Below are 23178 nucleotides of genomic sequence, written 5' to 3'. Positions count from 1 at the left end.
TTTGCGCAAGACTATGCTGCATCTGACAAATGCAGGAGGACAGCATGAAAGAGATTCACCACTGGATTGACGGGAAAGAGGCCAAGGGTACATCCGGGCGCTTCTCTGATGTGTATAATCCGGCCACCGGCGAAGTGCAGGCGAAACTGTCGCTGGCCACCAAGGCCGAACTTGACGCCGCAGTCGACAGCGCCGCGAAAGCGCAGGTCAAATGGGGCGCGACCAACCCGCAGCGACGCGCCCGCGTGATGATGGAATTCGTACGCCTGCTGAACCGCGATATGGACAAGTTGGCCGAAGCGCTGTCATCCGAACATGGCAAAACATTCCCCGACGCCAAGGGCGACGTGCAGCGCGGGCTGGAAGTGATCGAGTTCTGTATCGGCGCACCACATCTGCTGAAGGGCGATTTCACCGACAGCGCCGGTACCGGCATCGACATGTATTCGATGCGTCAGCCGCTTGGCGTTGTCGCAGGGATCACGCCCTTCAACTTCCCCGCCATGATTCCGCTGTGGAAAATGGGACCGGCGCTGGCCTCGGGCAATGCGATGATCCTGAAACCGTCCGAGCGCGATCCTTCGGTTCCGCTGATGCTGGCTCAGCTTCTGAAAGAAGCGGGACTGCCCGATGGCGTATTGCAGGTCGTCAATGGCGACAAGGAAAGCGTCGATGCGATCCTCGACAATCCGGTCATTCAGGCGGTGGGTTTTGTCGGCTCGACCCCGATCGCGCAATATATCTATGAACGCGCAGCGCAATCCGGCAAGCGCGCGCAATGCTTCGGCGGCGCGAAGAACCATATGATCATCATGCCCGATGCCGATCTGGATCAGGCTGCCGACGCGCTGGTCGGTGCAGGCTATGGCGCTGCGGGTGAACGCTGTATGGCGATTTCAGTTGCGGTGCCGGTGGGCGAGAAAACCGCCGATGCATTGATCGAAAAGCTGGTGCCACGTATCGAGAAACTGAAAGTCGGCCCCTGGACGGCGGGCGATGATGTGGATTATGGCCCGGTGGTGACGGCGGCGGCGAAAGAGAATATCCATCGCCTTGTCCAGTCCGGCATCGATCAAGGCGCGGAACTGGTCGTCGATGGCCGTGATTTCAAATTGCAAGGCTATGAGGACGGCTTTTTCGTCGGCCCGCATCTGTTCGACCGCGTGACCCCGGATATGGATATCTACAAGACCGAGATTTTCGGCCCGGTCCTGTCCACTATCCGCGCCGGCAGCTATGAAGAAGCGATCGGACTCGCCATGAGTCATGAATATGGCAATGGTACCGCGATCTTCACCCGCGACGGCGATGCCGCCCGCGATTTCGCCAATCGGATCAATATCGGCATGGTCGGCATCAACGTTCCGATTCCGGTCCCGCTGGCCTATCACACCTTTGGCGGCTGGAAGAAATCGGGTTTCGGCGATCTGAACCAGCATGGCCCCGACGCTTTCCGTTTCTATACCCGGACCAAGACGGTCACGGCCCGCTGGCCCTCGGGCATCAAGGAAGGCGGAGAGTTCAACTTCAAGGCCATGGACTAATATTCTGCCGGGGGACTTTATGTCCCCCGGTATTTCTGTGCCTGCAGCACGCCAGCCGATGGCCGTTTTCGCGCCTGGAAAACTTCCTGCGATCCCGTGCGATACGCTCTTGACCACAGGGCGATACCGGACGCAAAACGGCGTCATGCTGATTTACAAAATCCTCCGAGAAGCCGAATGGGCCGAACTGAGCACCAGGGGCATATTCTCCGGTGCGCCGGTCGATATTAAAGATGGCTTCGTGCATTTTTCGACCGCAGCCCAGCTGCCCGGAACGCTTGCAAAACATTTCATAAATGAAACCGGCCTGACGCTGGTGGCCTGCGATTCAACTGCGATGGCGACGGATCTGAAATGGGAACCGTCGCGCGGAGGAGATCTTTTTCCGCATCTGTACCGGTCACTTGGATCATCCGATATCCTCTGGACACGACCAATCGAAGCCGGGCCGGATGGCCACGAGACCGGGCCACTGGAATGAGCATCGTCGAAAAACTTGGCCTCTATGCGTTGCATCGTCTGGATCCGGAACAGGCTCATGATCTTTCAATCCGGGCGCTTGCGCTTGGATTGGTGCCGTTACCCGGCGCGCCGGTCACCTCTGACCGTCTTCGTGTTACATTTGCCGGATTGTCACTGCCCAATCCGGTCGGACTGGCAGCGGGTTACGACAAAAATGCCCGCGCGGTCACGGCATTGATGCGGGCCGGATTCGGTTTTATCGAACTGGGTGCCGCGACCCCGCGCCCACAGCCCGGCAACCCGAAACCCCGCCTGTTCCGGCTGCGCGAGGATCGGGCCATTGTGAACCGCTTCGGTTTCAACAATGACGGTGCAAGCGCCATTGCCGCACGGCTATCCGAACGCCCTTCGGGTATTCCGGTCGGATTGAATATCGGTGCGAACAAGGACAGCGCCGACCGGGCCGCAGATTTCGCCGAGGTGACACGTATCGCTGGTTCGGCCGCAGATTTCCTGACCGTCAACGTCTCCTCCCCGAATACAGAGAAACTCCGCGACCTTCAGGGGGCCGAGGCGCTTGCCGCGCTTCTGGAGGGCGTGATGGAGGCGCGTGATGCCTTGCCGCGCCGGGTTCCGGTTTTCATCAAGATTGCACCGGATCTGGACAATGCCGCCCTGTCCGACATCGCCGCGGTCGCCCGTAACGCGCGGATAGACGCGATCATCGCCACCAACACGACCTTGTCGCGTGACAATCTGACAAGTCAGCAGCAATCCGAGACCGGCGGGCTGTCCGGCGCGCCGCTATTCGAACGCTCGACCGAGATACTTGGCAGGCTATATCGGGAAACGGGCGGAAAAATTCCACTGATCGGAGTCGGCGGTATCGGTTCGGCCCAGCAGGCATGGGACAAGCTTCGCGCAGGCGCGACAGCGATTCAGTTATATTCGGCGCTTATCTATCAGGGCTTCTCGCTGGCATCCCACATAGCCGAGGAATTGGATGACCGGTTGTCGCGTGAAAAAATCACGCTGCCGGAACTGACAGGAAGCGCATCGGGTCTTTGATCCGACGGCACCGCCTCATGGCTCGCCGCTCCGGTCCCGATCCCCTCCCGTCGTTTTCACTCAATATACCCAAGAGTCCGGGGGCAGCGCCCGGTCATCGCGGGACGCATAGCAGCGACCTTCCGGTCAAGCGCGCCGCCTGTGTTAAATGTAGTCTTCGATCCCCAGCAACTGGTTCATGCTTTGCGACGGCTCGGCGCAGCCGGCATCGCCGATCACCCGTGCAGGAACACCGGCAACCGTCTTGCAATCGGGAACTTCATGCAACACGACCGATCCCGCCGCGATCCGCGAACAATTCCCGATCCGGATATTCCCCAAAACCTTCGCCCCCGCGCCGATCATCACGCCGTCGCCGATCTTGGGATGGCGGTCGCCGTCCTCTTTCCCGGTTCCGCCAAGCGTGACGGAATGCAGCATCGAGACATCATCGCCAACCGTAGCCGTCTCACCGATGACAATGGAATGGGCGTGGTCGATCATGACACCGGTGCCGATCCGGGCCGCCGGGTGAATATCGACACCGAAACATTCCGAGCAGCGCATCTGCACGAAATAAGCCAGATCGCGCCGCTCTTCCCGCCAGAGCCAGTTGGCCATACGATAGGCCTGCAATGCCTGATACCCCTTGAAGAACAGAATCGGCTGGATCAGCCGATGCGTCGCGGGATCACGTTCGTAGACGGCAAGCAAATCCCTGCGCGCCGCATCGCCAAGCTCGGGCGAGGCGCGATAAGCTTCATCCGCGATTTCCCGCAGAATCTGCTCGCTCATCTCGCCGGAAGCCAGTTTTTGCGAGAACCGATAGGCTAATGCGGCTTCAAGGCTGCGATGATGCAAAAGCCCCCCGTGGATCACCGAGCCCAGCAGCGGTTCGTTCCGAATCGCCTGCGCCGCCTCATCGCGTATCTGTGCCCAGACCGCATCACGGTCCAGTTCCAGCAGCTTCTTGTCGCCGTATTGCATATTCATCGGGAAACCCGCGCTTGGTGTTTAAGAGACAAGCATAGACCAAAACCCATATAGGGAAAAGCAGAGGGTGATACCATCCCCTGCCATGGTCTTACGGCCATTCCAACCGGGCAGGCACGGATCAAATTCCCCGCAAGCCCGAAAGGCCGTCTTGGTTTATTCCACGCTTTGCAGATAAGCGATCAGATCCGCCCGATCTTCGGGCTTTTTCAAACCGGCAAAGGACATCTTGGTGCCGCTGACTACGCCTTTGGGATTGGTCAGGAATTCCTGCAGCGCCTCTGGCGTCCATTGCGGCGCTTCGGCTGCATGATCGGTCATACCGCTCGAATAAGCGAAGCCGCTGACAGAAGCCACATCGCGGCCCACGACACCGTTCAGATGCGGACCTACGCCATCGCTGCCATCCACAGCGTGACAGGCTTTGCACTTGCCAAAGCCCTTTTCGCCCGCGGCGGGGTCGGCGGCTTCCATAAGAGCCGCAAAATCGATCTCTTCCTCACCGCCTTCACCACCTTCCTCGGATTCCGGAACCGGGATGGTGTAAGCCTGAGCATGTTCCTCACCCTCGCCATGCCCGGCCGAGCCAACGTGATAAAGAGCACTGGCCCCCCAGTTTACAAGCAGCAAGAACAAAAGTGCCCCGATAAGTGCCCCGGCTGCCTTGGTCACGGTCATGGTGTCGAACATCGCGTGCGGTCCCCGATTGGTAAGCTCGTCAATTCCGGCATTGTCTATCCGCTTTCGCTTTCCGGGATCAAGGTATAGTTATCCTGCCAAACCTAAAATTCCGACACTGGAACACAGACATGACCACGAATCGCATCGCATTTCAGGGCGAGCCCGGCGCCTATAGCCACGCCGCCTGTCGCAGGGCGCGCCCGGATATGGAGGCCATGCCATGCCGGACCTTCGAGGATGTGATTGAAACTGTCCGATCGGAAAAAGCCGATCTGGCGATGCTTCCGGTCGAAAACTCTACTTATGGTCGGGTGGCAGATATCCACCATTTGCTGCCCGAATCCGGGTTGCATATCGTCGACGAAGCCTTTGTGCGGGTTCATATCAGCCTGCTGGCCCTGCCGGGAACCGAGTTGCACGAGATCCGCGAAGCCATGAGCCATACCGTGCTTCTTGGCCAATGCCGGGGCTTCATGCGCCAGCACGGCATCCGCGGTATCACCGGTGCCGACACGGCGGGATCTGCGCAAGAGGTGGCGGCCCGCGGCATAAAGTCGCTGGCAGCGCTTGCCTCGCCGCTGGCGGGTGAGATTTACGGATTGAGCAGTCTCGCCGATCAGATCGAGGATCGTCAGAACAACACCACGCGCTTTCTGCTGATGTCGCGCGAACCGGATCGCCGCCGCCGGAGCAAGGATATGCTGACCAGTTTCGTATTCCGGGTCAGAAACATCCCTGCAGCGCTTTACAAGGCGATGGGTGGATTCGCGACGAATGGCGTGAACATGACCAAGTTGGAAAGCTATATGGTCGATGGTGTTTTCACCGCGACGCAGTTTTATGCGGATATTCAGGGCCATCCCGATGACGCGAATGTCCAGCGGGCACTGGATGAACTCAGCTATTTCACATCGATGCTGAATATTCTCGGGGTTTATCCCGCCGATCCGCTGCGGAAGACCCAGGCCTGAGCGGGGCGCGACCGCGCTGTCTCAGCCCAGCGCCCCCAGTTCGGAAATGAGCTCCCGGATCCGATGCTCGTAGCGCCGGTCCAGTCTGGCCTTGCCCAGCTTGGCGGTTTGCAGCATCAATCGCGCCCGCATGTTCCGCGGATGGATGTCCAACTCGTAAACAAGTCGTGAGCGATTTTGACTCAGGGCGATGATGGTCGAATCGATCGTCATCTCAAGCGAATCGGAATGGCCGGTCATGGTCACATGTTCGGGCCGGTCGAAACGTGTCACTTCCATGCGAATCCGGCGCTCTTTTCCCCGCCAGTCGAATACGATGTCCCAGGCCATTCCGGTGCCGGGCTCCTTGGCCGGATCGATTCGCGTGACACTGGCGCCGCGTGCGATCAGCAATTCTTCAAGCCGGTTGAAATCGTTCACTTTGTCAAAAAACTGCGGTGCAGGTTGATCTGCATCAATCCGAGTAGAAAATTTCATTATGGATCGCCCTGAAAACATGCCGGAATACGACGCGCCAATTGCCGCGCTCCGTTGCTGATAGTCCATTCCGGGCGAGCTATTCAACCATGTCGTCAACATCGGGCAGATCCAGTCATCAGTTGCTTACCACATCTTAACCCATTTGATTCGATTGACCCCGCCCACTCCCGAATCTCGGCCAGGATTCGCCCAAAGGTTGCAATGTTCCGCCGGTCGGCACGTCACTTGCATCCGGGACACGATAATCGTTCCAGGCGGTAACAAAAAACCCGACGGGGTTGCATCGCCCCGTTCGGCGTTCTACATGAATCGTGAGAGGTTGGTGCGGGCAGGCACCTCGCCAACCCGGTCAGGTCCGGAAGGAAGCAGCCGTAACGAGTCCCGCTTGGGTCGTTATCCAGCCTCTCACCTTCTTCCATATCGATATGTCGAAGATGACGGTTTCCTCTGCGATCCCGCGCTGGTTCACTTAACGATTGCGGCCATCGACAAGATCAGAACCGATACGAAATCCTGTGCCGCCGATCATCCTGTCATACCCCGGCAAGTTGCGTATTGAAACGGCCCGTCGCAACTGGACCGTTCAAGGCGGTTGTCCCCCCCGCCCGTCGGCCGGGAAGACCGCAACCTTTCGTCAGACCTTCTCGAGCAGCGCTTCTCCGGCACTGACGCTGCATTGGCCGGGCGAATCCTCGATCTGGATCACCTCAACCTTGCCATCATTCAGCAATGCCGCAAACCGCTTGCAACGACCGAAAAGACCAGCCGGCGGAGCATCGAAGCTTAGCCCAAGAGCCTTGGTGACACTGCCATCCGCATCTGCAAGAACCTCGATCCCGGCGTCAGGCGCACCGGTCGCCTTGGCCCAGGCGTCACACACGAACGGATCATTGACCGTCAGACAGATAATCCGGTCGATGCCCTTGGCGCGGAAATCATCAGCGGTACGGATAAAGCTGGGCATATGTGCGTTGGTGCAGGTGCCGGTAAAGGCACCGGGAAGACCAAAAATCGCGACGCGCCCCTGGGCAAGATCATTCGTGTTGACCTCTTCGGGACCGTTTCCGCCGACCCGAAGCAGCTTTCCCGCTGGAAATGCGTCGCCTGTGGTAATGCTCATTGCCTGTCCTCCGTGAATTGCAATGGATTCGCGCCGACTATAGGTTGCGCTGCGGCGACGGACCAGACGGCGGAAGGACAGGGTAATGCGGATCGTGATCCTGGGGGCGGGACAGGCGGCAGCGTCGATGGCCGCACGACTACGTGCCAATGGGCATCACGGCCCGCTTACCGTGATCGGAGCGGAAGCCGCTGCCCCATATCAACGCCCCCCGCTTTCCAAAGCCTATCTGCTGGGGGATATGAGTCTTGACCGGCTGACCCTGCGCGCCCCCGAATGGTGGCAAGAGCAGGAAATCACCCTGCGCCTGAACGAACGCGCCCGGTCGATCGACCGCGAAACGCAAGAGATCGTCACCGAAAAGGAGCGAATCGGATATGACATCCTTGCGTTGACGTTAGGGGCATCGCCGCGACACCTGCCAGAAAGCATCGGCGGAAATTTGGCCGGGGTTCACGTGATCCGCAATCTGGCAGATGTCGATTATCTTGCGCCGGAATTGCAATCAGGCCGCCGCCTTGTGGTGATCGGAGGCGGCTATATCGGTCTGGAAGCAGCCGCGGTCGCACGCAAACTTGGCCTTGATGTGGCATTGGTCGAGGCCGCGCCGCGCATCCTGAGCCGCGTCGCCGCCGCAGAAACCGCAGACATGATCCGCGAATTGCACCGGAAACATGGCGTCGAGATCATCGAAAATGTCGGGGTTTCCCGCCTTAACGGTGACAAGTGGGTCAGCGGAGTCACACTTCAGAACGGCCGGACCCTGCCCGCCGATTTGGTCGTGACGGGGATCGGTGTCGCCCCGGAAACAGCTCTTGCGCAAGAGGCCGGACTTGCCGTCGAGAATGGCATCGCGGTCGATGAATACGGACAAAGCTCGGATCCGGCGATCTGGGCCGCCGGTGACTGCGCCAGCTTTCCGCATCTGGGCAAGCGCATCCGTCTGGAAAGCGTCGGAAACGCCATCGACATGGCTGAACTGGTCGCGGACAACATTTGTGGTGTGCGACGCCCCTATGTCGCGAAGCCGTGGTTCTGGTCGGATCAGTTCGACGCCAAGCTGCAAATTGCCGGGCTGGGCAACGATCACGACCATATCGTGACACGGGCCGGCGACCGGCCGCATTCCGGCTCGGTCTGGTATTATTCCGCGTCACGCCTGCTGGCCGTGGACGCGTTGAACGATCCGCGCGCCTATATGATCGGCAAACGCCTGATCGAAGCCGGACGCTCGCCCACACCCGAAGCCGTCGGAGCTGCGGTCGATCTCAAGGCATTGCTTGCATGAGAATCGTCGGCGGCGCATTCCGGGGCCTGAAACTTGCCGAACTGGGTCAGGGCAGTGAGGCAACGCATCTGCGCCCGACCACGGACCGGATCCGCGAGGCGATCTTCAACCTGCTTGTGAACGGCAAATACGGCAATCCTGTCGCGGGGGCACGCGTGCTGGATCTGTTCGCGGGGACCGGAGCACTGGGATTAGAGGCCCTGTCCCGTGGTGCGGATTTCGTGACATTTGTCGAAAACGGACCGAAATCCCTGGGGCTTATCCGCGACAATGCGGAACGCGCGCGGGCGATGAACAGTATCTCCATCCTGCGGCGCGATGCGACAAGACCGGGCCTGAACGAAGGGCCACCCCATGATCTGATCTTCCTCGACCCGCCCTATTCCAAGGGGCTGGGGGAAAAGGCAATTGCGTCATGCCTGCAAAACGGCTGGATCACGCCCGGAGCGTTCATCGTTTGGGAAGAAGCCAAACCGCCAAAGATCGCCGCGCCGATACAGATGGTCGATCAGCGAAAATACGGCCAGAGCATCATCACGATTGCCAGAATGGAAGGCGGCCAGACCGATTGATCCGCCCGAACCGGACAAGACCGCGCAAATGCCTCGGCACCCGCCCGGGCTTCACGCACGCGCGGCGACGATCCCGGCGGCGGCTTCAAGCGCGCCGCGGCCACGTGGAATGGACAGGGCAGCCATCCCCGCCTCCATGGCTCCTAGGGACGCCATCAGCATGGCCGCGTTGCAGTAACCCATATGGGCAACCCGCAACGCATTGTCCGGATCACTCGCCCCCAGCCCGACACCAAGCGTCACGCCGGTATTGGCGCTAAGCCATTGACGCAGGGCGGATGCGCCGGGCAATGACAGGGCCGTCACCGAATTCGCCCGGTTTACCGGATCCGCAATGGTCAGCCGGATATCGGGATTCCCCGCGCCCCAGGCATCCACCGCCGCCCAGACGGTTTCCGCCAAAGCCGCGTGACGTGCCCAGACCGCATCCAGCCCTTCTTCGTCAAGCAGCATTCGCAGGGCTTCATCAAGCGCGAAAATATGCTGAACGGGGGGAGTGCCACCCCAGAACCGCCACAGGGCCTCGGCACCGGCGCGTAAATGCCAGTCCCAGACCGGTGTAGTCAAAGCGGTACGGCCCCGTGCCGCAGCCCGGTCAGAGAACCAGACAAAGGCGATCCCCGGCGGGCACATCAGCCCTTTCTGACTGGCTGAGATCAGAACATCCACACCCCAATCATCCATATGCATCGGCGAGCATCCCAGAGAGGCGATCGAATCGACGACCAGAAGCGCCGGATGCTGATCCATGGCAGCCCGGATGGCCGGAATATCTGCCGCGGCGGAAGTTGCTGTATCCGTCTGGCACAGCATGACCGCACGGATACGGCTTTCGCGATCCTGCGCCAATCGCTCGGCCAATCGCCCGGGATCGGCGGGCGCGCTGCCGAAATCCATCACCTCGACCGCAATGCCCATCTCGGTCATCTGGCTGGCCCAGGAACTGCCAAAATGCCCGGAAACAAGTAAAAGCGCCTCATCGCCCGGCGAGAAGATATTGGCGGCGACGGCCTCCCATCCCGCATGCCCGTTGCCGATATAGGGCGCGAGATTGGCATCTGTTCCGGCAAGCCGTTTCAGCTTTGCCATGACCTGCAGATTGAACTCTGCCAATTCCTCTCCGTAGATATCCGGAGACGCGCGATGCATGGCGCGCAGCACCCGGTCGGGAACGGGTGAAGGGCCGGGAATGGCGATAACGGGGGGGCCGAAAGCAAGGCTCATTCTGTTCTTCCTTCACAGACTGCAAAATCGGTATGCCTGTTCCGATCTTTCGTCAACGGTCCCGACCGGAAGATCTTCACGACTTGCCCGTCCAGACCCAGACAGGCTATGCCCTATAGAGCGTTGCCCCACCGCAGACGGTCGGAGGTCCACCGCCCCGGCCAAGGAGACGAGCGTTCACGTGACCAAACCCGCCCCTCAGGAACTTCCCTCCCGCGAGCTGTTTTTACGCTTCTGGCGGGATTACCTGTACAAGAACCGCGGCGCCATGGGCCTGGCCTTTGTCCTGATGTCGATCGAGGGCGCGACCTTGGGGCTGATCTCATGGATGCTGAAGCCGCTTTTCGACCGGGTTTTCGTCGGCAAGGACGCCGATGCGATTTGGTGGGTGGGGATGGCGATCTTCAGCATCTTCCTGCTGCGCGCCTTGACCCTGATCGCCAGCAGATCGCTGTTGAAACAGATCTCGCTGAATATCTCGACCGAGATGCAGCGCGATTTGCTGGCCCATATCCTGACACTCGATGGCCGCTTCTTCAATGACAACTCCCCCGGCGCATTGATCGAGAGGATCCAGGGCGATACGATCGCGGTTCAGGGTGTCTGGTCAACGCTGATCACCGGGGCAACCCGGGACGTGATATCGCTGATCGGCCTGTTCGCGGTCGCCGTCGCCATCGACGCATCATGGACGGTTGCCGCATTGATCGGGATTCCCCTGCTGATCGCCCCTTCCGCACTGATCCAGCGATATATCCGCCGCAAGATGCGGCAAAGCCGTGCGAATGCCAGCCTGCGCGCTACAAGACTGGACGAAATCCTGCATGGCATCGCTTCGATCCGGTTGAATCGCGCGGAAACGGTGCAGACGGGCCGCTTTGACGAGATCATCAACCGCATCCGCCGCGCCGAGGTCAAGGTCGCCACGACCAGCGTCCTGATGCCCGCCTTGACGGATATCGTCACCGGAATAGGCTTTGTCGCCGTCCTGGCGCTTGGCGGCTCGCAGGTGATGGAAGGCACGCGCAGCATCGGTGACTTCATGTCATTTTTCACGGCGCTCGCGCTGGCATTCCAGCCGATGCGCCGCCTTGGCGGAACGGCGGGCAACTGGCAGACCGCCGCCGCCAGCCTTGAACGGATTTACCAGACATTGGACACAAGGCCCACGATCCTGTCCGGCCCCCGGCGCGATCCGCCCACCGAACTGTCGATCGAACTGGAGGATGTCTGGCTGTCTTACGAAGGCCAGACAGTTCTGCATGGGCTGAACTTTCGCGCCGAAGCCGGTCAGACGACCGCCCTTGTCGGGCCGTCCGGCGCGGGGAAATCCACCGTGTTCAATCTGCTGACACGAATGATCGATCCTGATCGGGGCAAGGTGCTGCTGGGGAACATACCGGTTTCCGATTACGATCTGGAGACGCTTCGCGACCAGTTCTCGACCGTCTCACAGGAATCTGCTCTGTTCGATGACAGCCTGCGTGACAATATCCTGATGGGCCGCCCTGATGCCGAAGAGCCGGCATTGCGGCAGGCACTCGAGGCGGCGCATGTGCTGGAATTCACCGAAGCGCTCAGCCGAGGGCTGGATTCTCAGGCCGGCCCGCGCGGCTCGGCCTTGTCCGGCGGGCAGCGTCAGCGGGTAGCGATTGCGCGGGCAGTGCTGCGTGACGCGCCGATCCTGTTGCTGGATGAGGCGACGAGTGCGCTTGATACAGGCAGCGAACGACTGGTGCAGGAATCGTTGGACCGGCTGTCCAAGGGCAGGACCACGCTGGTGATCGCGCACCGGCTTTCAACGATCCGCAATGCCGACAAGATCGTGGTGATCGACGCGGGAAGGGTTGTCGAACAGGGCAGCCATGACCAGTTGATGGCAAAGGGTGGTGCCTATGCCAGCCTTGTCGCAATGCAATTCGGGGAAAGCACATGAAGAACCGCGCTACCGTGAGCCTGTTCAGACGTTGCCGGACCGTCGCGATATATTGGCCTGCTGCGGCTCTGATCCCCGTCGCCATCATCCTGCGGAGATTCGCTTTGCGCGAAGTGGCAGTAGCGATCCCGGTATTTTTTTCCTACCCGAGCCATCTCAGGACCGATATTCCATAACCATGTCGCCACGATATCGTGGCTTGCCGGAGAATTATGAATGAGCAATCGCCAACTCATCCGCATCACTGGTGAGGATCGGGTAGAATTCCTTCAGAATCTGGTCACCAATGATGTCGGCACGGGTCCATGCTGGGCAGCGCTGCTGACGCCTCAGGGGAAATATCTGGCGGATTTTCTGATCATACCGGTTGAAAACACCCTGCTGCTGGATGTCGATGCCGGTCTGACCGAAGATCTGCTGCGCCGCCTGACACTATACAAACTGCGCTCAAAACTTGTGCTGGAGCCTGTTTCGATGCCCCTTGCCCGCGGGACGGGTCCGGCCCCCGAGGGCGCGATCACCGATCCACGGCACGAGGCGCTTGGCTGGCGGCTTTACGGCGGCACGGGCGATGATGGCACCGACTGGGACGCCATCCGGGTAACCCATTGCATTCCCGAATCGCTGATCGAACTGATCCCCAATGAAACATTCATCCTTGAAGCCGGGTTCGAGCGTCTGCATGGCGTCGATTTCCGCAAGGGCTGTTATGTCGGACAGGAGGTCACCGCCCGGATGAAACACAAGACCGAGTTGCGCAAGGGCCTGACCACCCTGCGCGTCGAGGGCAGCGCGCCTGTCGGCACCCCGATCACGCGTGAGGGCCGCGCGGTCGGCACGCTGTTCACGCAGTCGGGCGGTCGCGGAATCGCCCATGTCCGCTTTGACCGGCTGGGCGACGGAATGGAGGCGGGCGCGGCCCGTGTCTTCCCCGAATGACGGAAGGGGCCACAGCGCCCCGTGACGGCGGGCCAGAGCGGGTCCGCAAGATCATCCATATCGATATGGATGCCTTCTATGCCTCGGTCGAGCAGCGGGATGATCCGGAATTGCGGGGCAAGCCGGTCGCCGTTGGCGGCGCTGCCCTGCGCGGAGTAGTGGCGGCAGCAAGCTATGAGGCGCGGGCTTATGGGGTGCGTTCGGCCATGCCCTCGGTCACGGCCAAGCGGCTGTGCCCCGATCTGATCTTCGTGCGGCATCGTTTCGACGTCTACCGCGCGGTCAGCGGACAAATCCGTGACATTTTTCTGGATTACACGCCTTTGGTCGAGCCCCTGTCACTGGACGAGGCTTATCTGGATGTCACCGACCATCTCTGGCCCGGACAAACCGCGACACAGGTCGCAAAAGAGATCCGCGCACGGATCCGCGAGACGACCCGCCTGACGGCAAGCGCGGGGGTCAGTTACAACAAGTTTCTGGCCAAGCTGGCATCAGACCAGAACAAGCCCGACGGTCTATGCGTCATCCCGCCCGCGCGCGGGCCGGATTTTGTGCTTTCTCTGCCGGTCGGCAAGTTCCATGGCATCGGTCCTGCCACCGCCGCCAAGATGCAGGCCATGGGCATCCATACGGGTGCCGATATGCGTGCACAGGATCTGGATTTCCTGACCCGCCGTTTCGGAAAATCCGGGCGATATTACTGGAATATTTCGCGCGGAATCGACCATCGGCGCGTCAGCCCCGAGCGTGTCCGCAAATCGGTAGGGGCAGAGAATACCTATTTCACCGACCTGATGACCATAGCCGAGGTGAATGAGGCGCTTGCCCCCCTGTCGGACAAGGTCTGGCGGCATGTCTCAAAAAACCAGTTGCTTGGCCGGACGGTGACGGTCAAGGTGAGATTCGCCGATTTCAAACAGGTCACGCGGGCAAGAACCCTGCCCCACGCGATTGCGTCACAAGAGGAATTTCTGATGCTGGCCCGCGAATTGGCCGCCACCGTCCTGCCCGACCCGCGAGGCGCGCGATTGCTTGGCATCACCCTGTCGGGCTTCGAACAGGACGAAGCGCAGGATCAGGTGCAGCTTGATCTTTTCGAAGATCAGGAATGATATCCCGCCGTGAATACGTCGCCCGGACGAGATGGCCCTACAATGCGATTGCCGAGATCAGCCGGCCGTAATCGGCATGCCCCTCATGCGTCGCGCGGCGATAGCTGAAAAAGCGCTCGGGATCGGAATAGGTACAATGCCCGCACCATTCGGCCTCGACCCCTGCCGCGCGAAGGCGGGACAAACCGAAAGACGGCAGATCAAACATCGGACGACCATTCGAGCCACCGCTGAAAAACCGCGAGTATTCCGGATCTTCCATCAGGAAATCTTCCATGAATTCCTCGCCGACCTCATAGGCGCGCTGGCTGATGGTCGGTCCGATCACCGCATGGATTTCACCGGCGCCCAATTCCTGCATCGCCGCGACCGTGGCCTCGATGATTCCGGCCAGGGCGCCACGCCATCCTGCATGGCATGCCCCGATGATCCCGGCCTTCGAATCGGCCAGAAGAATAGGCTGACAATCCGCAGTCAGAATCCCCAGCGCCACATCGCGGCGGCGGGTCACCATCCCATCGGCCCTGATATCGCCGATCTTGTCCGGATCGTCATCCTCGCCCAGTGTCACCACATCGGCGGAGTGAACCTGCTTCACCGCCGTCAGCCTGTCAGGGGAAACGCCCATGGCTGTCGCGACCCTTGCTCGGTTCAGTGCAACCATTTCCCGTTGGTCGCTGCTTCCGCGTCCACAATTCAGCCCGGCGAAAAGCCCCGAGGAAGCCCCGCCCTTTCGCGTGAAAAATCCGTGCCTTACATCAGCAAGCAGCGGGTGGGTCAGGATTTCAAGCGTCATCTGCATCGGCATTCAGCTCATCAAATCCGGGCACCGGGGGCGCCCCTTTCGGCCAGACGGCCATCGCTTTGAACAGGTGACCCATTTCCTGCCCGTCGGTCAAGCGTCTGAGCGCATCCAATGCGCCTTTATCTCCGGCCTCGTATAATCGCCGCGCACGTGCTTCGGCACCAAGCGACAGCAGCCAGTCGCCCTGATAGACCGGTCGCGACACCGCGGCGCCCGCCCGGATCGCCGCTGCCGCCAGTGGCGCGAAATCCACATGGGCCGTCAGATCCGCCTCACCCGGATTGGCCAGCGGATCTTCCGATGAATGTCCCCGAACCGCCTGAAACGTATCGCCAAAGCCGTTCCAGCCGCCATAATCGACGACGATCGCGGCACCGCCGCAGGCAACGATCCTCCCCGCAATCGTGGCCATGATCGCAACTGCTGCCGGGCAATCTTCAACGATATCGCCAATGCGCCCCTCTCGCGGAAGATCGACCGGAGGGGAAAGACCCATGCGCAAACCGTCCTCTTTCAATCCGACAACCCTTTCTGCCCAGCCTGTTTCGACACGCTGAAACTGTCGGACCGGCAGGGCATCAAAAAATTCATTTGCCATCATGAACAAAGGTTTGTTCGGCAGTTCCTCGATATTTTTCAGATGCCGGACCTGATCCAACCGCTGCCGCTGCATCTGTCGCAGATGCGCCGAAGCCTCGATCAGCGTCACCTCAGCGGCTTGTGTCATACCCGGAACAGCCTGCATGGCGCGCAACATATCCGCCATCAGCGTTCCGCGCCCCGGCCCCGGCTCGGCTAGGGTGAAAGACGCCGGACTGCCCTGATCCGTCCAGGACTGTGCCAGAGAAAGCCCGCATAGCTCTCCGAAAATCTGCGATATTTCTGGCGCGGTGATGAAATCACCACCTTTCCCGAACGGATCGCGGGTCGCATAGTAGCCAAAGCTGGGATGCAGCAGGCAAAGCTCCATGTAATCGGCCAGCGTTATCGGCCCGGTCGCCCGGATACGCTGCACGATGATCTCGGCCAGCGGGGTCATGCGGTCGGGTCACGACGCCATGCGCGAATGATGAAGAACAGCCCGACCAACAGCATCGGCAGGGACAGAACCTGCCCCATGGTCAGCCCGATCACCGGCCCACCGATAACATGGCCAAGCGGGTTGTCCGGGGTGATGAATTGCTGATCAGCGACCCGGAACAATTCCACGAATATCCGCGCAAGTGCATATCCTGACAAGAAAATCCCAAATGCAAGTCCCGGCCTGCGCAGACCGCCCGACCGCACGCAGACCCAAAGGATCAACCCAAGCGCCAATCCCTCCAGCCCCGCTTCGTAAAGCTGGCTGGGATGACGCGCACACAATCCCTCGATCCCGGGACAGTTCTGCGCGGCCTCTCCGGGGAAGATCACGCCCCATGGCAGATCGGTCGGACGGCCCCAAAGTTCGGCATTGATGAAATTCGCGACACGCCCGAAAAACAGACCGATAGGCGCAACCACGGCCATCGCATCGGCCAGCCGCAGCATGGGAAACCCTCGGGCGCGGCAGAACAGCCCCGCAGCGACGATCACACCCGCGAAACCGCCGTGAAAACTCATCCCGCCCTCCCAGACCTTCACGATCTCGGCCGGATTGGAAAGATAATATTGGGGCTCGTAGAAGAAAACAAAGCCAAGCCTGCCGCCCAGGATCACGCCCAGAATCACCCATGTCAGCAGGTCATCCACCGCCTCGCCGTCCATCGGAGCCCGATCGCCCCAGATGGCGGGTCCGCGCATCATGCGCACCATGATCCGCCAGCCAAGCAGCAGCCCGGCCAGATAAGCCAGCGCATACCAGCGAAGGCTGAGCGACAGTCCCCCAAGCTGAATTGTGAAAATTTCGGGTGATATCTCGGGAAACGGGATCATGCTGCCTCTGGACCGGTTTTGCGGGCGCACGCTAGCGCCGCCCGGCGCAGTGTCAACATTGAACCCCGGAGGATTGCAGCCCATATAGGGGGCAATCAACGCAGAGGAACAAGCTAAATGGCTGCACAGAACAAGTTTTTCGACGATGTCTCGCAATTGATGACAAATGCGATGGGTGTCGCTCAAGGGGCCAAGACCGAGGCCGAAACCGCCATGAAAGGCTGGATCGACCGCTGGCTGGCCGATCGCGATTTCGTCACCCGCGAAGAATTCGAGGCCGTGCGCGAAATGGCGATCAAGGCGCGCACCGAGAATGCCGAACTGAGGGCGCGACTCGATGCGCTGGAAACAGGGCGTCAGCGCGACTGAACCTGATCTCGCAGCACCCCGTTGCGATCGTAAAGCAGCACCTCACCCGTATCGGTGATGACCACGATCCAGTCACGGGCAAAGGTGACGGCATCGGCGCCTGCGCCTTCGGGCAAGGTAATGTTCTCGGGCAGTTCGGGCAGCACCGGTTGCCCTAGCCGCATCCATAGCAGCGCCACGATCGCCACCATCCCAAGCCCCATCACCAACGACAATGCGGTGACAAGCGTTTTCAGGAAACGCAGCTCTGGTACCGCTTTCGCTGTCTCTTTCCAGTCGTTATCATCCTTGGTCATGTCGAACCTTGTCGTCACCATCCCGGCCAATCCGCCTGAGCGGCTTGATAAGGCCCTTGCGCTCGCAGTGCCAGAGGAAGCGGCGCTTTCGCGCACGCGCCTTGCACGGCTGATCGCGGATGGTGCGGTCAGCGGCCCCGAAGGGGTGGCGCGGGACGGAAAGGCGCGGGTGATCGAGGGGCAGGAATACCGCATCGCCCTGCCCAAACCGGAACCCGTCGAGACGCGGCCCGAAAACATCCCGCTGAATATCGTCCATGAGGACGCGGATCTGCTTGTGATCGACAAACCCGCAGGAATGGTTGTGCACCCTGCCCCGGGCTCGCCCTCGGGCACGCTGGTGAACGCGCTGCTGGCCCATTGCGCCGACAGCCTGTCCGGGATCGGCGGAGAGCGCAGGCCGGGGATCGTTCACCGGATCGACAAGGACACATCGGGTCTGCTGGTCGTCGCCAAATCCGACCGTGCGCATCACGGTCTTGCCGCCCAGTTCGAGGCACATACGGCACAGCGTCGATATCTGGCGCTTGCGCATGGCGTAATCGACGCCGCCGATCCAAGACTGCGCGGGATCCCCGGCATCAGTTTCGAGCCCGGTGGCATTCTCAAGATCACCTCCCGTCTGGCGCGCCACGCCACGGACCGACAGCGACAGGCGGTTTATTTTGACCGCGGCCGCCACGCGGTGACGCGGGCGCGAATGCTGGAAAGTTTTGGAAAACCCCCGGCGGCGATGCTGATTGAATGCCGGTTGGAGACAGGCCGCACCCATCAAATCCGCATCCATATGGCCCATGCCGGGCTGGGCCTGATCGGTGACCCGGTCTATGGTGGTGCGCGGAAAGCCTCGGTCAAGGCACTGGGAGAGATCGGAGAGGCGGTCAAAGCCTTCCCGCGACAGGCGCTGCACGCGGCGTTTCTTGGCTTTGATCACCCCGTCAGCGGCGCATCGCTAAGCTTTGAAAGCCCCTTGCCCGACGACATGCAGCGCCTGCTGACGGGTCTGCGCCTCGCGAAGTCTTGACATGAACGTGAGCCATTCCCACGTTATCATTCCAGAGAGTCCGGACAGTTATCCTCCAGCCCAATTCGCCCCTTGGCGGGCAAGCGCAGCCTCCGCTCACGGAACCGTAACCGTGATTTCTGCGTTATGTTTACCTCCGCGAAAGGCCTTTGATTATGGCTAATTATGCAAATCTACCCGCCCCCAGTCCCGAGCAGGGCCTGAACCGTTATCTTCAGGAGATCCGCAAATTCCCGCTGCTGGAACCCGAAGAGGAATATATGCTGGCCAAAGCATGGGCCGATCACGAAGATTCAGAGGCCGCGCATAAGCTGGTGACCAGCCATCTGCGTCTGGCCGCCAAGATCGCGATGGGATACCGCGGCTATGGTCTGCCACAGGCCGAGGTGATTTCGGAAGCGAATGTGGGTTTGATGCAGGCCGTCAAACGCTTTGATCCGGAAAAAGGTTTCCGGCTGGCGACCTATGCGATGTGGTGGATCCGCGCGTCGATCCAAGAATACATCCTGCGGTCATGGTCGCTGGTCAAGATGGGCACGACCAGTGCGCAAAAGAAGCTGTTCTTCAATCTGCGCAAGGCCAAATCCCGTATCGGCGCCCTGGAAGAGGGTGATCTGCGTCCCGAACATGTCGCCCGGATCGCCAACGACCTGAACGTCACCGAGGACGAAGTGACCCAGATGAATCGCCGCCTGTCGGGCGGCGATGCCTCGCTCAATGCGACGGTGGGATCGGCGGATGGCGATTCCACGGCGCAATGGCAGGACTGGCTGGAAGACGAGGACGCCAATCAGGCCGAAGCCTATGCCGAAACCGAAGAACTCGGCACGCGCCGTCAGATGCTGATCGAAGCCATGAGCGTACTGAACGACCGGGAAAAGGATATCCTGATGGAGCGGCGCCTGCGCGACGACCCGATGACGCTGGAGGATCTTTCTTCCCGCTACAACGTTTCGCGCGAACGCATACGCCAGATCGAAGTCCGCGCATTCGAGAAACTTCAGGATCGGATGCGGATTCTGGCGCGAGAAAAGGGAATGCGGGTGCCGGAAGCGGCGGACTGATATCCGTGGGCGCCGCTGCCCATCCCGTTTTCCTGTACGCTTCGTATTATCAGTTCAAATCGTCGCGGCGGTCGGCAATATCGTTCCCGATTGCCGTGGCCGGTGATGGCAGGCGCGGATAATCATGCTGGATCATCTTTGCATAACAGTCTCTGACCTGGCCCAAAGCAAGCGTTTTTATGCAAGGGCATTGGCACCGTTGGGTTACAGGATGACGATCGACCGTGCGGAGGGCGTCGGTTTCGGAGTGGTGGCAGGCGCGCTCCGATCCCGCGATCCGGATGGCGAGTTCTGGATCGCCCCCGGCACGCCGCGGCCCGAACTGGTGCATTTCGCCTTTGCTGCCGAAACACATGCCGATGTCGATGCCTTCCACGCCGAAGCCGTTGCTGCCGGAGGGGAAGATAACGGCGCGCCGGGACTGCGGGTGCGATATCATCCGCATTATTACGCCGCTTTCATCCTGGACCCGGACAGATACAATATCGAAGCTGTTTGCCACGATGCCGCACGGCATTCTGACGGCAAGCATTGACCAGCCCTGTAGCCGCGCTATGGTCGTTGAAAACGATGGGTAAATTCCAAAACCATGACGGCGCTGACGCAATTCGAACGCCTTGAGGCGCAAGGCTCGTGGCGCGAGACGCCCGAGGCGCGGCTTCGTGAGGTAATCGTCTCTGTCGGAGAAGCCACGCTGACGCTTTCGGACCCGAAATCGGAGCGCCCCCTGTCGCATTGGTCCCTGCCCGCAGTGACCCGAGTCAATCCGGGCAAACTGCCCGCGATCTACAGCCCCCGCGCCGATGGACCGGATGAAACGCTGGAAGTGGACGATCCGCTGATGATCGAAGCCATAGATCGCGTTCAGCGCGCGGTTCTGGCACGGCAGGCCCATCCCGGGCGGCTCAGGGGCGGACTTACATTGCTGACGGCATTGGCCATGGCCGCCGCAGCGGTCGTCTGGCTGCCCGATGCACTGACGCGCCATGCGGCGAATATCGCCCCTCCGGCACAGGCATTTGCCGTTGGGAATGCCATTCTGACCGATATCTCCCGCAGCACCGGAGCCGTCTGCGAACGTCATTCGGGTCAGGCCGTTCTGGATTGGATCGCGCCAAAGCTGATCGCCGAGGATGCGAAGATCCGGGTTGTTCCCTCTCCGGTCAATGGCGCGCGTCGCCTTCCGGGCAATCTGTATGTGCTTGGCAATGACGTCCTGCTGACCGCCCCCGGACCGGCGGCGGCGGCAGGGCATCTGATGGCCGCGGAAATGGCGGTTTCGGATAAGGAGCTTTTGCTGAATGCATTGGAATATGCCGGTACCAGAGCGGTTCTGCAATTGCTGACGCTTGGTACGCTGCCCGAAAAGGCCATGCATGGATACGGAGAAACGCTTCTTCAACAACCGGCTCCGCCCGCGGATCGAGACGGCCTGCTGAAGGCATTCAGGGAAAAGGGAATTCCAAGCGCGCCCTATGCGCACAGCCTTGATCCCACCGGCGCATCGGTTCTGGACCTGATCAAAGAGGATCCTTATCGCGATTCACCGCCACGGAAGGCACTGCTGACCGATCCGCAATGGCTGGCGCTACAGCAGATCTGTGCAGGATGAAGGCCGATATGCGGAAACCCGAGGCGAGCATGTCCGCTGAGGCCAAGGCATTCCGCCTCTTCGCCTGCACCCGCTTAACCCCCGTAACCGCCAAGACGAAAGCCCGGAACCGATGAGCAATCCAATCCATATGGACGCCGACACTCTGACCCGCGCCATGATCGCGGGCCAATTGACTGCGGAAGAGATCATGCAGGCCCATCTGGACCGGATCGCGGACACCAATTCCCGGATCAATGCCATTATCAGCCTTCGGGATCACGACGAATTGCTGGCCGAGGCAAGAGAGGCCGACCGTTCGCCCCGCAAGGGTTGGCTGCATGGATTGCCCATAGCAGTCAAGGACCTCGCGGCGGTTCAGGGTATCCGCACCACATGGGGCTCGCCCATCTATCGCGACCACATGCCGACGGAAGACCATGTAATCGTGGCCCGAATGCGCGAGGCGGGGGCGATTTTCATCGGCAAGACCAATACGCCCGAATGGGGTCTTGGCTCACATAGTTTCAACGAGGTCTTCGGCGTCACGCGCAACCCCTATGCCCCCGATCGCAGTGCCGGGGGCTCGTCGGGTGGCGCGGCGGCGGCTTTGGCGGCACGGATGGTGCCGGTCGCCGATGGATCGGATATGATGGGCAGCCTGCGCAATCCGGCAGGTTTCTGTAACGTCTACGGTTTCCGGCCAAGCTGGGGGCTTGTGCCCGGCGAGCCCATAGGCGACAGCTTCATGGCAACCATGGCGACATTGGGGCCAATGGCCCGCAGCCCGCGTGATCTCGCGCATCTTCTATCGATCATGGCCGGCCCTCATCCCGCCCTGCCATTCGGCCGCCCGGGCGAGGATTTCGCAGCCGCGCTTGATGCCCCGGCCAAAGGCACCAGAATCGGCTGGTTGGGCGATTGGGGTGGCGCTTATCCCTGCGAAGAGGGAATCCTGCCGCTTTGTGAAGCCGCGTTGACGCAGATGGAAGGATTGGGATGCGAAATCATCCCCCTTTCACCGCCCTTCCCCGGGGAAAAACTGTGGGAAAGCTGGATGACACTGCGCGCCTTTCAGATAGCCGGAGGAAAACGCGCCCTGTATGACGATCCTGATAAACGCGCCCTGATGAAGCCGGAAGCGATATGGGAAATCGCGCAGGGCCTGAGCCTCTCCGCCTCGCAGGTTTACGAGGCAAGCGCGATCCGCAGCGAATGGTATCGCCGTGCGGCACGGTTATTCGAGGAGGTAGACATCATCGCACTGCCGACCGCGCAGGTCTGGCCCTTCCCCGCCGAATGGCGCTGGCCGCAGGAGGTGGGCGGCAAACCTGCCGACACCTATCACCGCTGGATGGAAATCGTTGTGCCGGTCAGCCTTGCCGGATTGCCTTGCCTGTCAGTGCCGGTAGGCTTTGGCGCGAACGGCCTGCCGATGGGAATGCAACTGGCCGGAGCGACGGGAAGCGATGCTGCAATTCTCCGACTGGGACAAGCGTGGCACGAGGAAACCAATTGGCCGGGCCATCTGCCGGATTTGTAATGAAACGATCGACCCATGATGACGGGGGCGCTGCCCGTCGCCGGCTGGTCCCTTGAACCAGTGGCGTACCAACAGGGGGGGGGGGGGGGGGGGGGGGGGGGGGGGGGGGGGGGGGGGGGGGGGGGGGGGGGGCGGGGGGGGGGGGGCTTGCGAGTCGGGAGTAGGGCGGAAATGGAGAGCGGGAGAAGGGGCGGAGGTGA

At 60.8% G+C, this 23178-nt stretch carries 24 protein-coding genes and 1 other RNA gene; 16 read left to right on the top strand and 9 right to left on the bottom strand.

Features of this window, described 5'->3' with window-relative positions; genetic code table 11:
* Positions 1-44: 44 nt before the first annotated feature.
* The 3 genes from Q0601_RS00125 to Q0601_RS00115 are packed head-to-tail and all read left to right on the top strand — an operon-like array spanning position 45 to position 3074.
* Positions 45-1544 (top strand): CoA-acylating methylmalonate-semialdehyde dehydrogenase, encoded by a 1500-nt coding sequence (locus Q0601_RS00125; RefSeq protein WP_305285826.1) that lies wholly within the window; start codon positions 45-47, stop codon positions 1542-1544.
* 19 nt (positions 1545-1563) lie between these two features.
* The gene (locus Q0601_RS00120) at positions 1564-2025 is read left to right on the top strand and encodes a DUF952 domain-containing protein (RefSeq protein ID WP_370656074.1); all 462 of its coding nucleotides are present in this window, start codon (positions 1564-1566) and stop codon (positions 2023-2025) included.
* On the top strand, positions 2022-3074 hold the full coding sequence (locus tag Q0601_RS00115; protein ID WP_305285824.1) for a quinone-dependent dihydroorotate dehydrogenase: 1053 nt from the start codon (positions 2022-2024) through the stop codon (positions 3072-3074). The genes Q0601_RS00120 and Q0601_RS00115 overlap by 4 nt, the downstream gene beginning before the upstream one ends.
* Positions 3075-3218: 144 nt before the next feature.
* Here Q0601_RS00115 and cysE read toward each other — a convergent pair whose 3' ends face one another.
* Together cysE and Q0601_RS00105 are read right to left on the bottom strand one after the other, a co-directional pair.
* A complete protein-coding gene (cysE, locus tag Q0601_RS00110) occupies positions 3219-4046 on the bottom strand; it encodes a serine O-acetyltransferase (protein WP_305285822.1) in 828 nt (275 codons plus the stop codon).
* Positions 4047-4202: 156 nt separating this feature from the next.
* Entirely contained in the window at positions 4203-4736 is a 534-nt protein-coding gene (locus Q0601_RS00105) for a c-type cytochrome (RefSeq protein WP_305285820.1), read from the bottom strand.
* 119 nt (positions 4737-4855) lie between these two features.
* Between Q0601_RS00105 and Q0601_RS00100 the strand changes: the two genes are divergently transcribed.
* Positions 4856-5698 (top strand): prephenate dehydratase, encoded by an 843-nt coding sequence (locus Q0601_RS00100; protein WP_305285818.1) that lies wholly within the window; start codon positions 4856-4858, stop codon positions 5696-5698.
* 21 nt (positions 5699-5719) lie between these two features.
* Here Q0601_RS00100 and Q0601_RS00095 read toward each other — a convergent pair whose 3' ends face one another.
* Positions 5720-6175 carry a hypothetical protein gene (locus tag Q0601_RS00095; protein ID WP_305285816.1) on the bottom strand — a complete coding sequence of 152 codons (456 nt, stop codon included), beginning with the start codon at positions 6173-6175 and terminating at the stop codon, positions 5720-5722.
* Positions 6176-6491: 316 nt separating this feature from the next.
* Here Q0601_RS00095 and ffs point away from each other — a divergent pair.
* An RNA gene (gene ffs / locus Q0601_RS00090) (signal recognition particle sRNA small type) lies at positions 6492-6588 on the top strand.
* Between the two features lie 224 nt (positions 6589-6812).
* Here ffs and Q0601_RS00085 read toward each other — a convergent pair.
* A complete protein-coding gene (locus Q0601_RS00085; protein WP_305285814.1) occupies positions 6813-7298 on the bottom strand; it encodes a peroxiredoxin in 486 nt (161 codons plus the stop codon).
* A gap of 85 nt (positions 7299-7383) precedes the next feature.
* Between Q0601_RS00085 and Q0601_RS00080 the strand changes: the two genes are divergently transcribed.
* Together Q0601_RS00080 and rsmD are read left to right on the top strand one after the other, a co-directional pair.
* A complete protein-coding gene (locus Q0601_RS00080; protein ID WP_305285812.1) occupies positions 7384-8586 on the top strand; it encodes an NAD(P)/FAD-dependent oxidoreductase in 1203 nt (400 codons plus the stop codon).
* The gene (rsmD, locus tag Q0601_RS00075) at positions 8583-9158 is read left to right on the top strand and encodes a 16S rRNA (guanine(966)-N(2))-methyltransferase RsmD (RefSeq protein ID WP_305285810.1); all 576 of its coding nucleotides are present in this window, start codon (positions 8583-8585) and stop codon (positions 9156-9158) included. The genes Q0601_RS00080 and rsmD overlap by 4 nt, the downstream gene beginning before the upstream one ends.
* 51 nt (positions 9159-9209) lie before the next feature.
* Here the strand turns inward: rsmD and Q0601_RS00070 are convergent, their stop codons facing one another.
* Entirely contained in the window at positions 9210-10382 is a 1173-nt protein-coding gene (locus Q0601_RS00070; RefSeq protein WP_305285808.1) for a pyridoxal-phosphate-dependent aminotransferase family protein, read from the bottom strand.
* Positions 10383-10650: 268 nt separating this feature from the next.
* On the opposite strand from Q0601_RS00070, the gene Q0601_RS00065 reads away from it, so the two are divergent.
* From Q0601_RS00065 to dinB, 3 genes are all read left to right on the top strand, one after another.
* Positions 10651-12318 carry an ABC transporter ATP-binding protein gene (locus Q0601_RS00065; protein ID WP_305286709.1) on the top strand — a complete coding sequence of 556 codons (1668 nt, stop codon included), beginning with the start codon at positions 10651-10653 and terminating at the stop codon, positions 12316-12318.
* 216 nt (positions 12319-12534) lie between these two features.
* Positions 12535-13257, top strand: coding sequence for a CAF17-like 4Fe-4S cluster assembly/insertion protein YgfZ (ygfZ, locus tag Q0601_RS00060; protein WP_305285805.1), 723 nt, complete (start codon positions 12535-12537; stop codon positions 13255-13257).
* Entirely contained in the window at positions 13254-14372 is a 1119-nt protein-coding gene (dinB, locus tag Q0601_RS00055) for a DNA polymerase IV (protein WP_305285803.1), read from the top strand. The genes ygfZ and dinB overlap by 4 nt, the downstream gene beginning before the upstream one ends.
* 37 nt (positions 14373-14409) lie before the next feature.
* Here the strand turns inward: dinB and pgeF are convergent, their stop codons facing one another.
* The 3 genes from pgeF to lgt are packed head-to-tail and all read right to left on the bottom strand — an operon-like array spanning position 14410 to position 17091.
* The gene (gene pgeF / locus Q0601_RS00050; RefSeq protein ID WP_305286707.1) at positions 14410-15174 is read right to left on the bottom strand and encodes a peptidoglycan editing factor PgeF; all 765 of its coding nucleotides are present in this window, start codon (positions 15172-15174) and stop codon (positions 14410-14412) included.
* The gene (locus tag Q0601_RS00045) at positions 15158-16216 is read right to left on the bottom strand and encodes a class I SAM-dependent methyltransferase (protein WP_305285801.1); all 1059 of its coding nucleotides are present in this window, start codon (positions 16214-16216) and stop codon (positions 15158-15160) included. Before Q0601_RS00045 ends, pgeF begins: the two co-directional genes overlap by 17 nt.
* On the bottom strand, positions 16213-17091 hold the full coding sequence (gene lgt, locus Q0601_RS00040; protein WP_305285799.1) for a prolipoprotein diacylglyceryl transferase: 879 nt from the start codon (positions 17089-17091) through the stop codon (positions 16213-16215). Before lgt ends, Q0601_RS00045 begins: the two co-directional genes overlap by 4 nt.
* 117 nt (positions 17092-17208) lie before the next feature.
* On the opposite strand from lgt, the gene Q0601_RS00035 reads away from it, so the two are divergent.
* On the top strand, positions 17209-17460 hold the full coding sequence (locus Q0601_RS00035; RefSeq protein WP_119746028.1) for an accessory factor UbiK family protein: 252 nt from the start codon (positions 17209-17211) through the stop codon (positions 17458-17460).
* On the opposite strand, the gene Q0601_RS00030 is transcribed toward Q0601_RS00035, so the two are convergent.
* Positions 17448-17756: a DUF6476 family protein gene (locus Q0601_RS00030; RefSeq protein ID WP_305285797.1), complete on the bottom strand. Its 309-nt coding sequence runs from the start codon at positions 17754-17756 to the stop codon at positions 17448-17450. The two genes, Q0601_RS00035 and Q0601_RS00030, sit on opposite strands and share 13 nt — an antisense overlap.
* Between Q0601_RS00030 and Q0601_RS00025 the strand changes: the two genes are divergently transcribed.
* From Q0601_RS00025 to Q0601_RS00005, 5 genes are all read left to right on the top strand, one after another.
* A complete protein-coding gene (locus Q0601_RS00025; RefSeq protein WP_305285795.1) occupies positions 17755-18780 on the top strand; it encodes an RluA family pseudouridine synthase in 1026 nt (341 codons plus the stop codon). The two genes, Q0601_RS00030 and Q0601_RS00025, sit on opposite strands and share 2 nt — an antisense overlap.
* Before the next feature lie 155 nt (positions 18781-18935).
* The gene (gene rpoH, locus Q0601_RS00020) at positions 18936-19844 is read left to right on the top strand and encodes an RNA polymerase sigma factor RpoH (RefSeq protein ID WP_119746022.1); all 909 of its coding nucleotides are present in this window, start codon (positions 18936-18938) and stop codon (positions 19842-19844) included.
* A gap of 124 nt (positions 19845-19968) precedes the next feature.
* Positions 19969-20379 carry a VOC family protein gene (locus tag Q0601_RS00015; protein ID WP_305285786.1) on the top strand — a complete coding sequence of 137 codons (411 nt, stop codon included), beginning with the start codon at positions 19969-19971 and terminating at the stop codon, positions 20377-20379.
* 54 nt (positions 20380-20433) lie between these two features.
* Entirely contained in the window at positions 20434-21456 is a 1023-nt protein-coding gene (locus Q0601_RS00010; protein ID WP_305285784.1) for a hypothetical protein, read from the top strand.
* Between the two features lie 112 nt (positions 21457-21568).
* The gene (locus Q0601_RS00005) at positions 21569-22978 is read left to right on the top strand and encodes an amidase (protein ID WP_305285782.1); all 1410 of its coding nucleotides are present in this window, start codon (positions 21569-21571) and stop codon (positions 22976-22978) included.
* Positions 22979-23178: the final 200 nt, after the last annotated feature.

It is taken from the genome of Paracoccus wurundjeri, from assembly GCF_030678915.1.
GTDB classification, from domain to species: domain Bacteria; phylum Pseudomonadota; class Alphaproteobacteria; order Rhodobacterales; family Rhodobacteraceae; genus Paracoccus; species Paracoccus onubensis_A.
The sequence above is the reverse complement of the archived record's forward strand: the minus strand, read 5'-3'. Positions and strand labels throughout refer to the sequence as shown.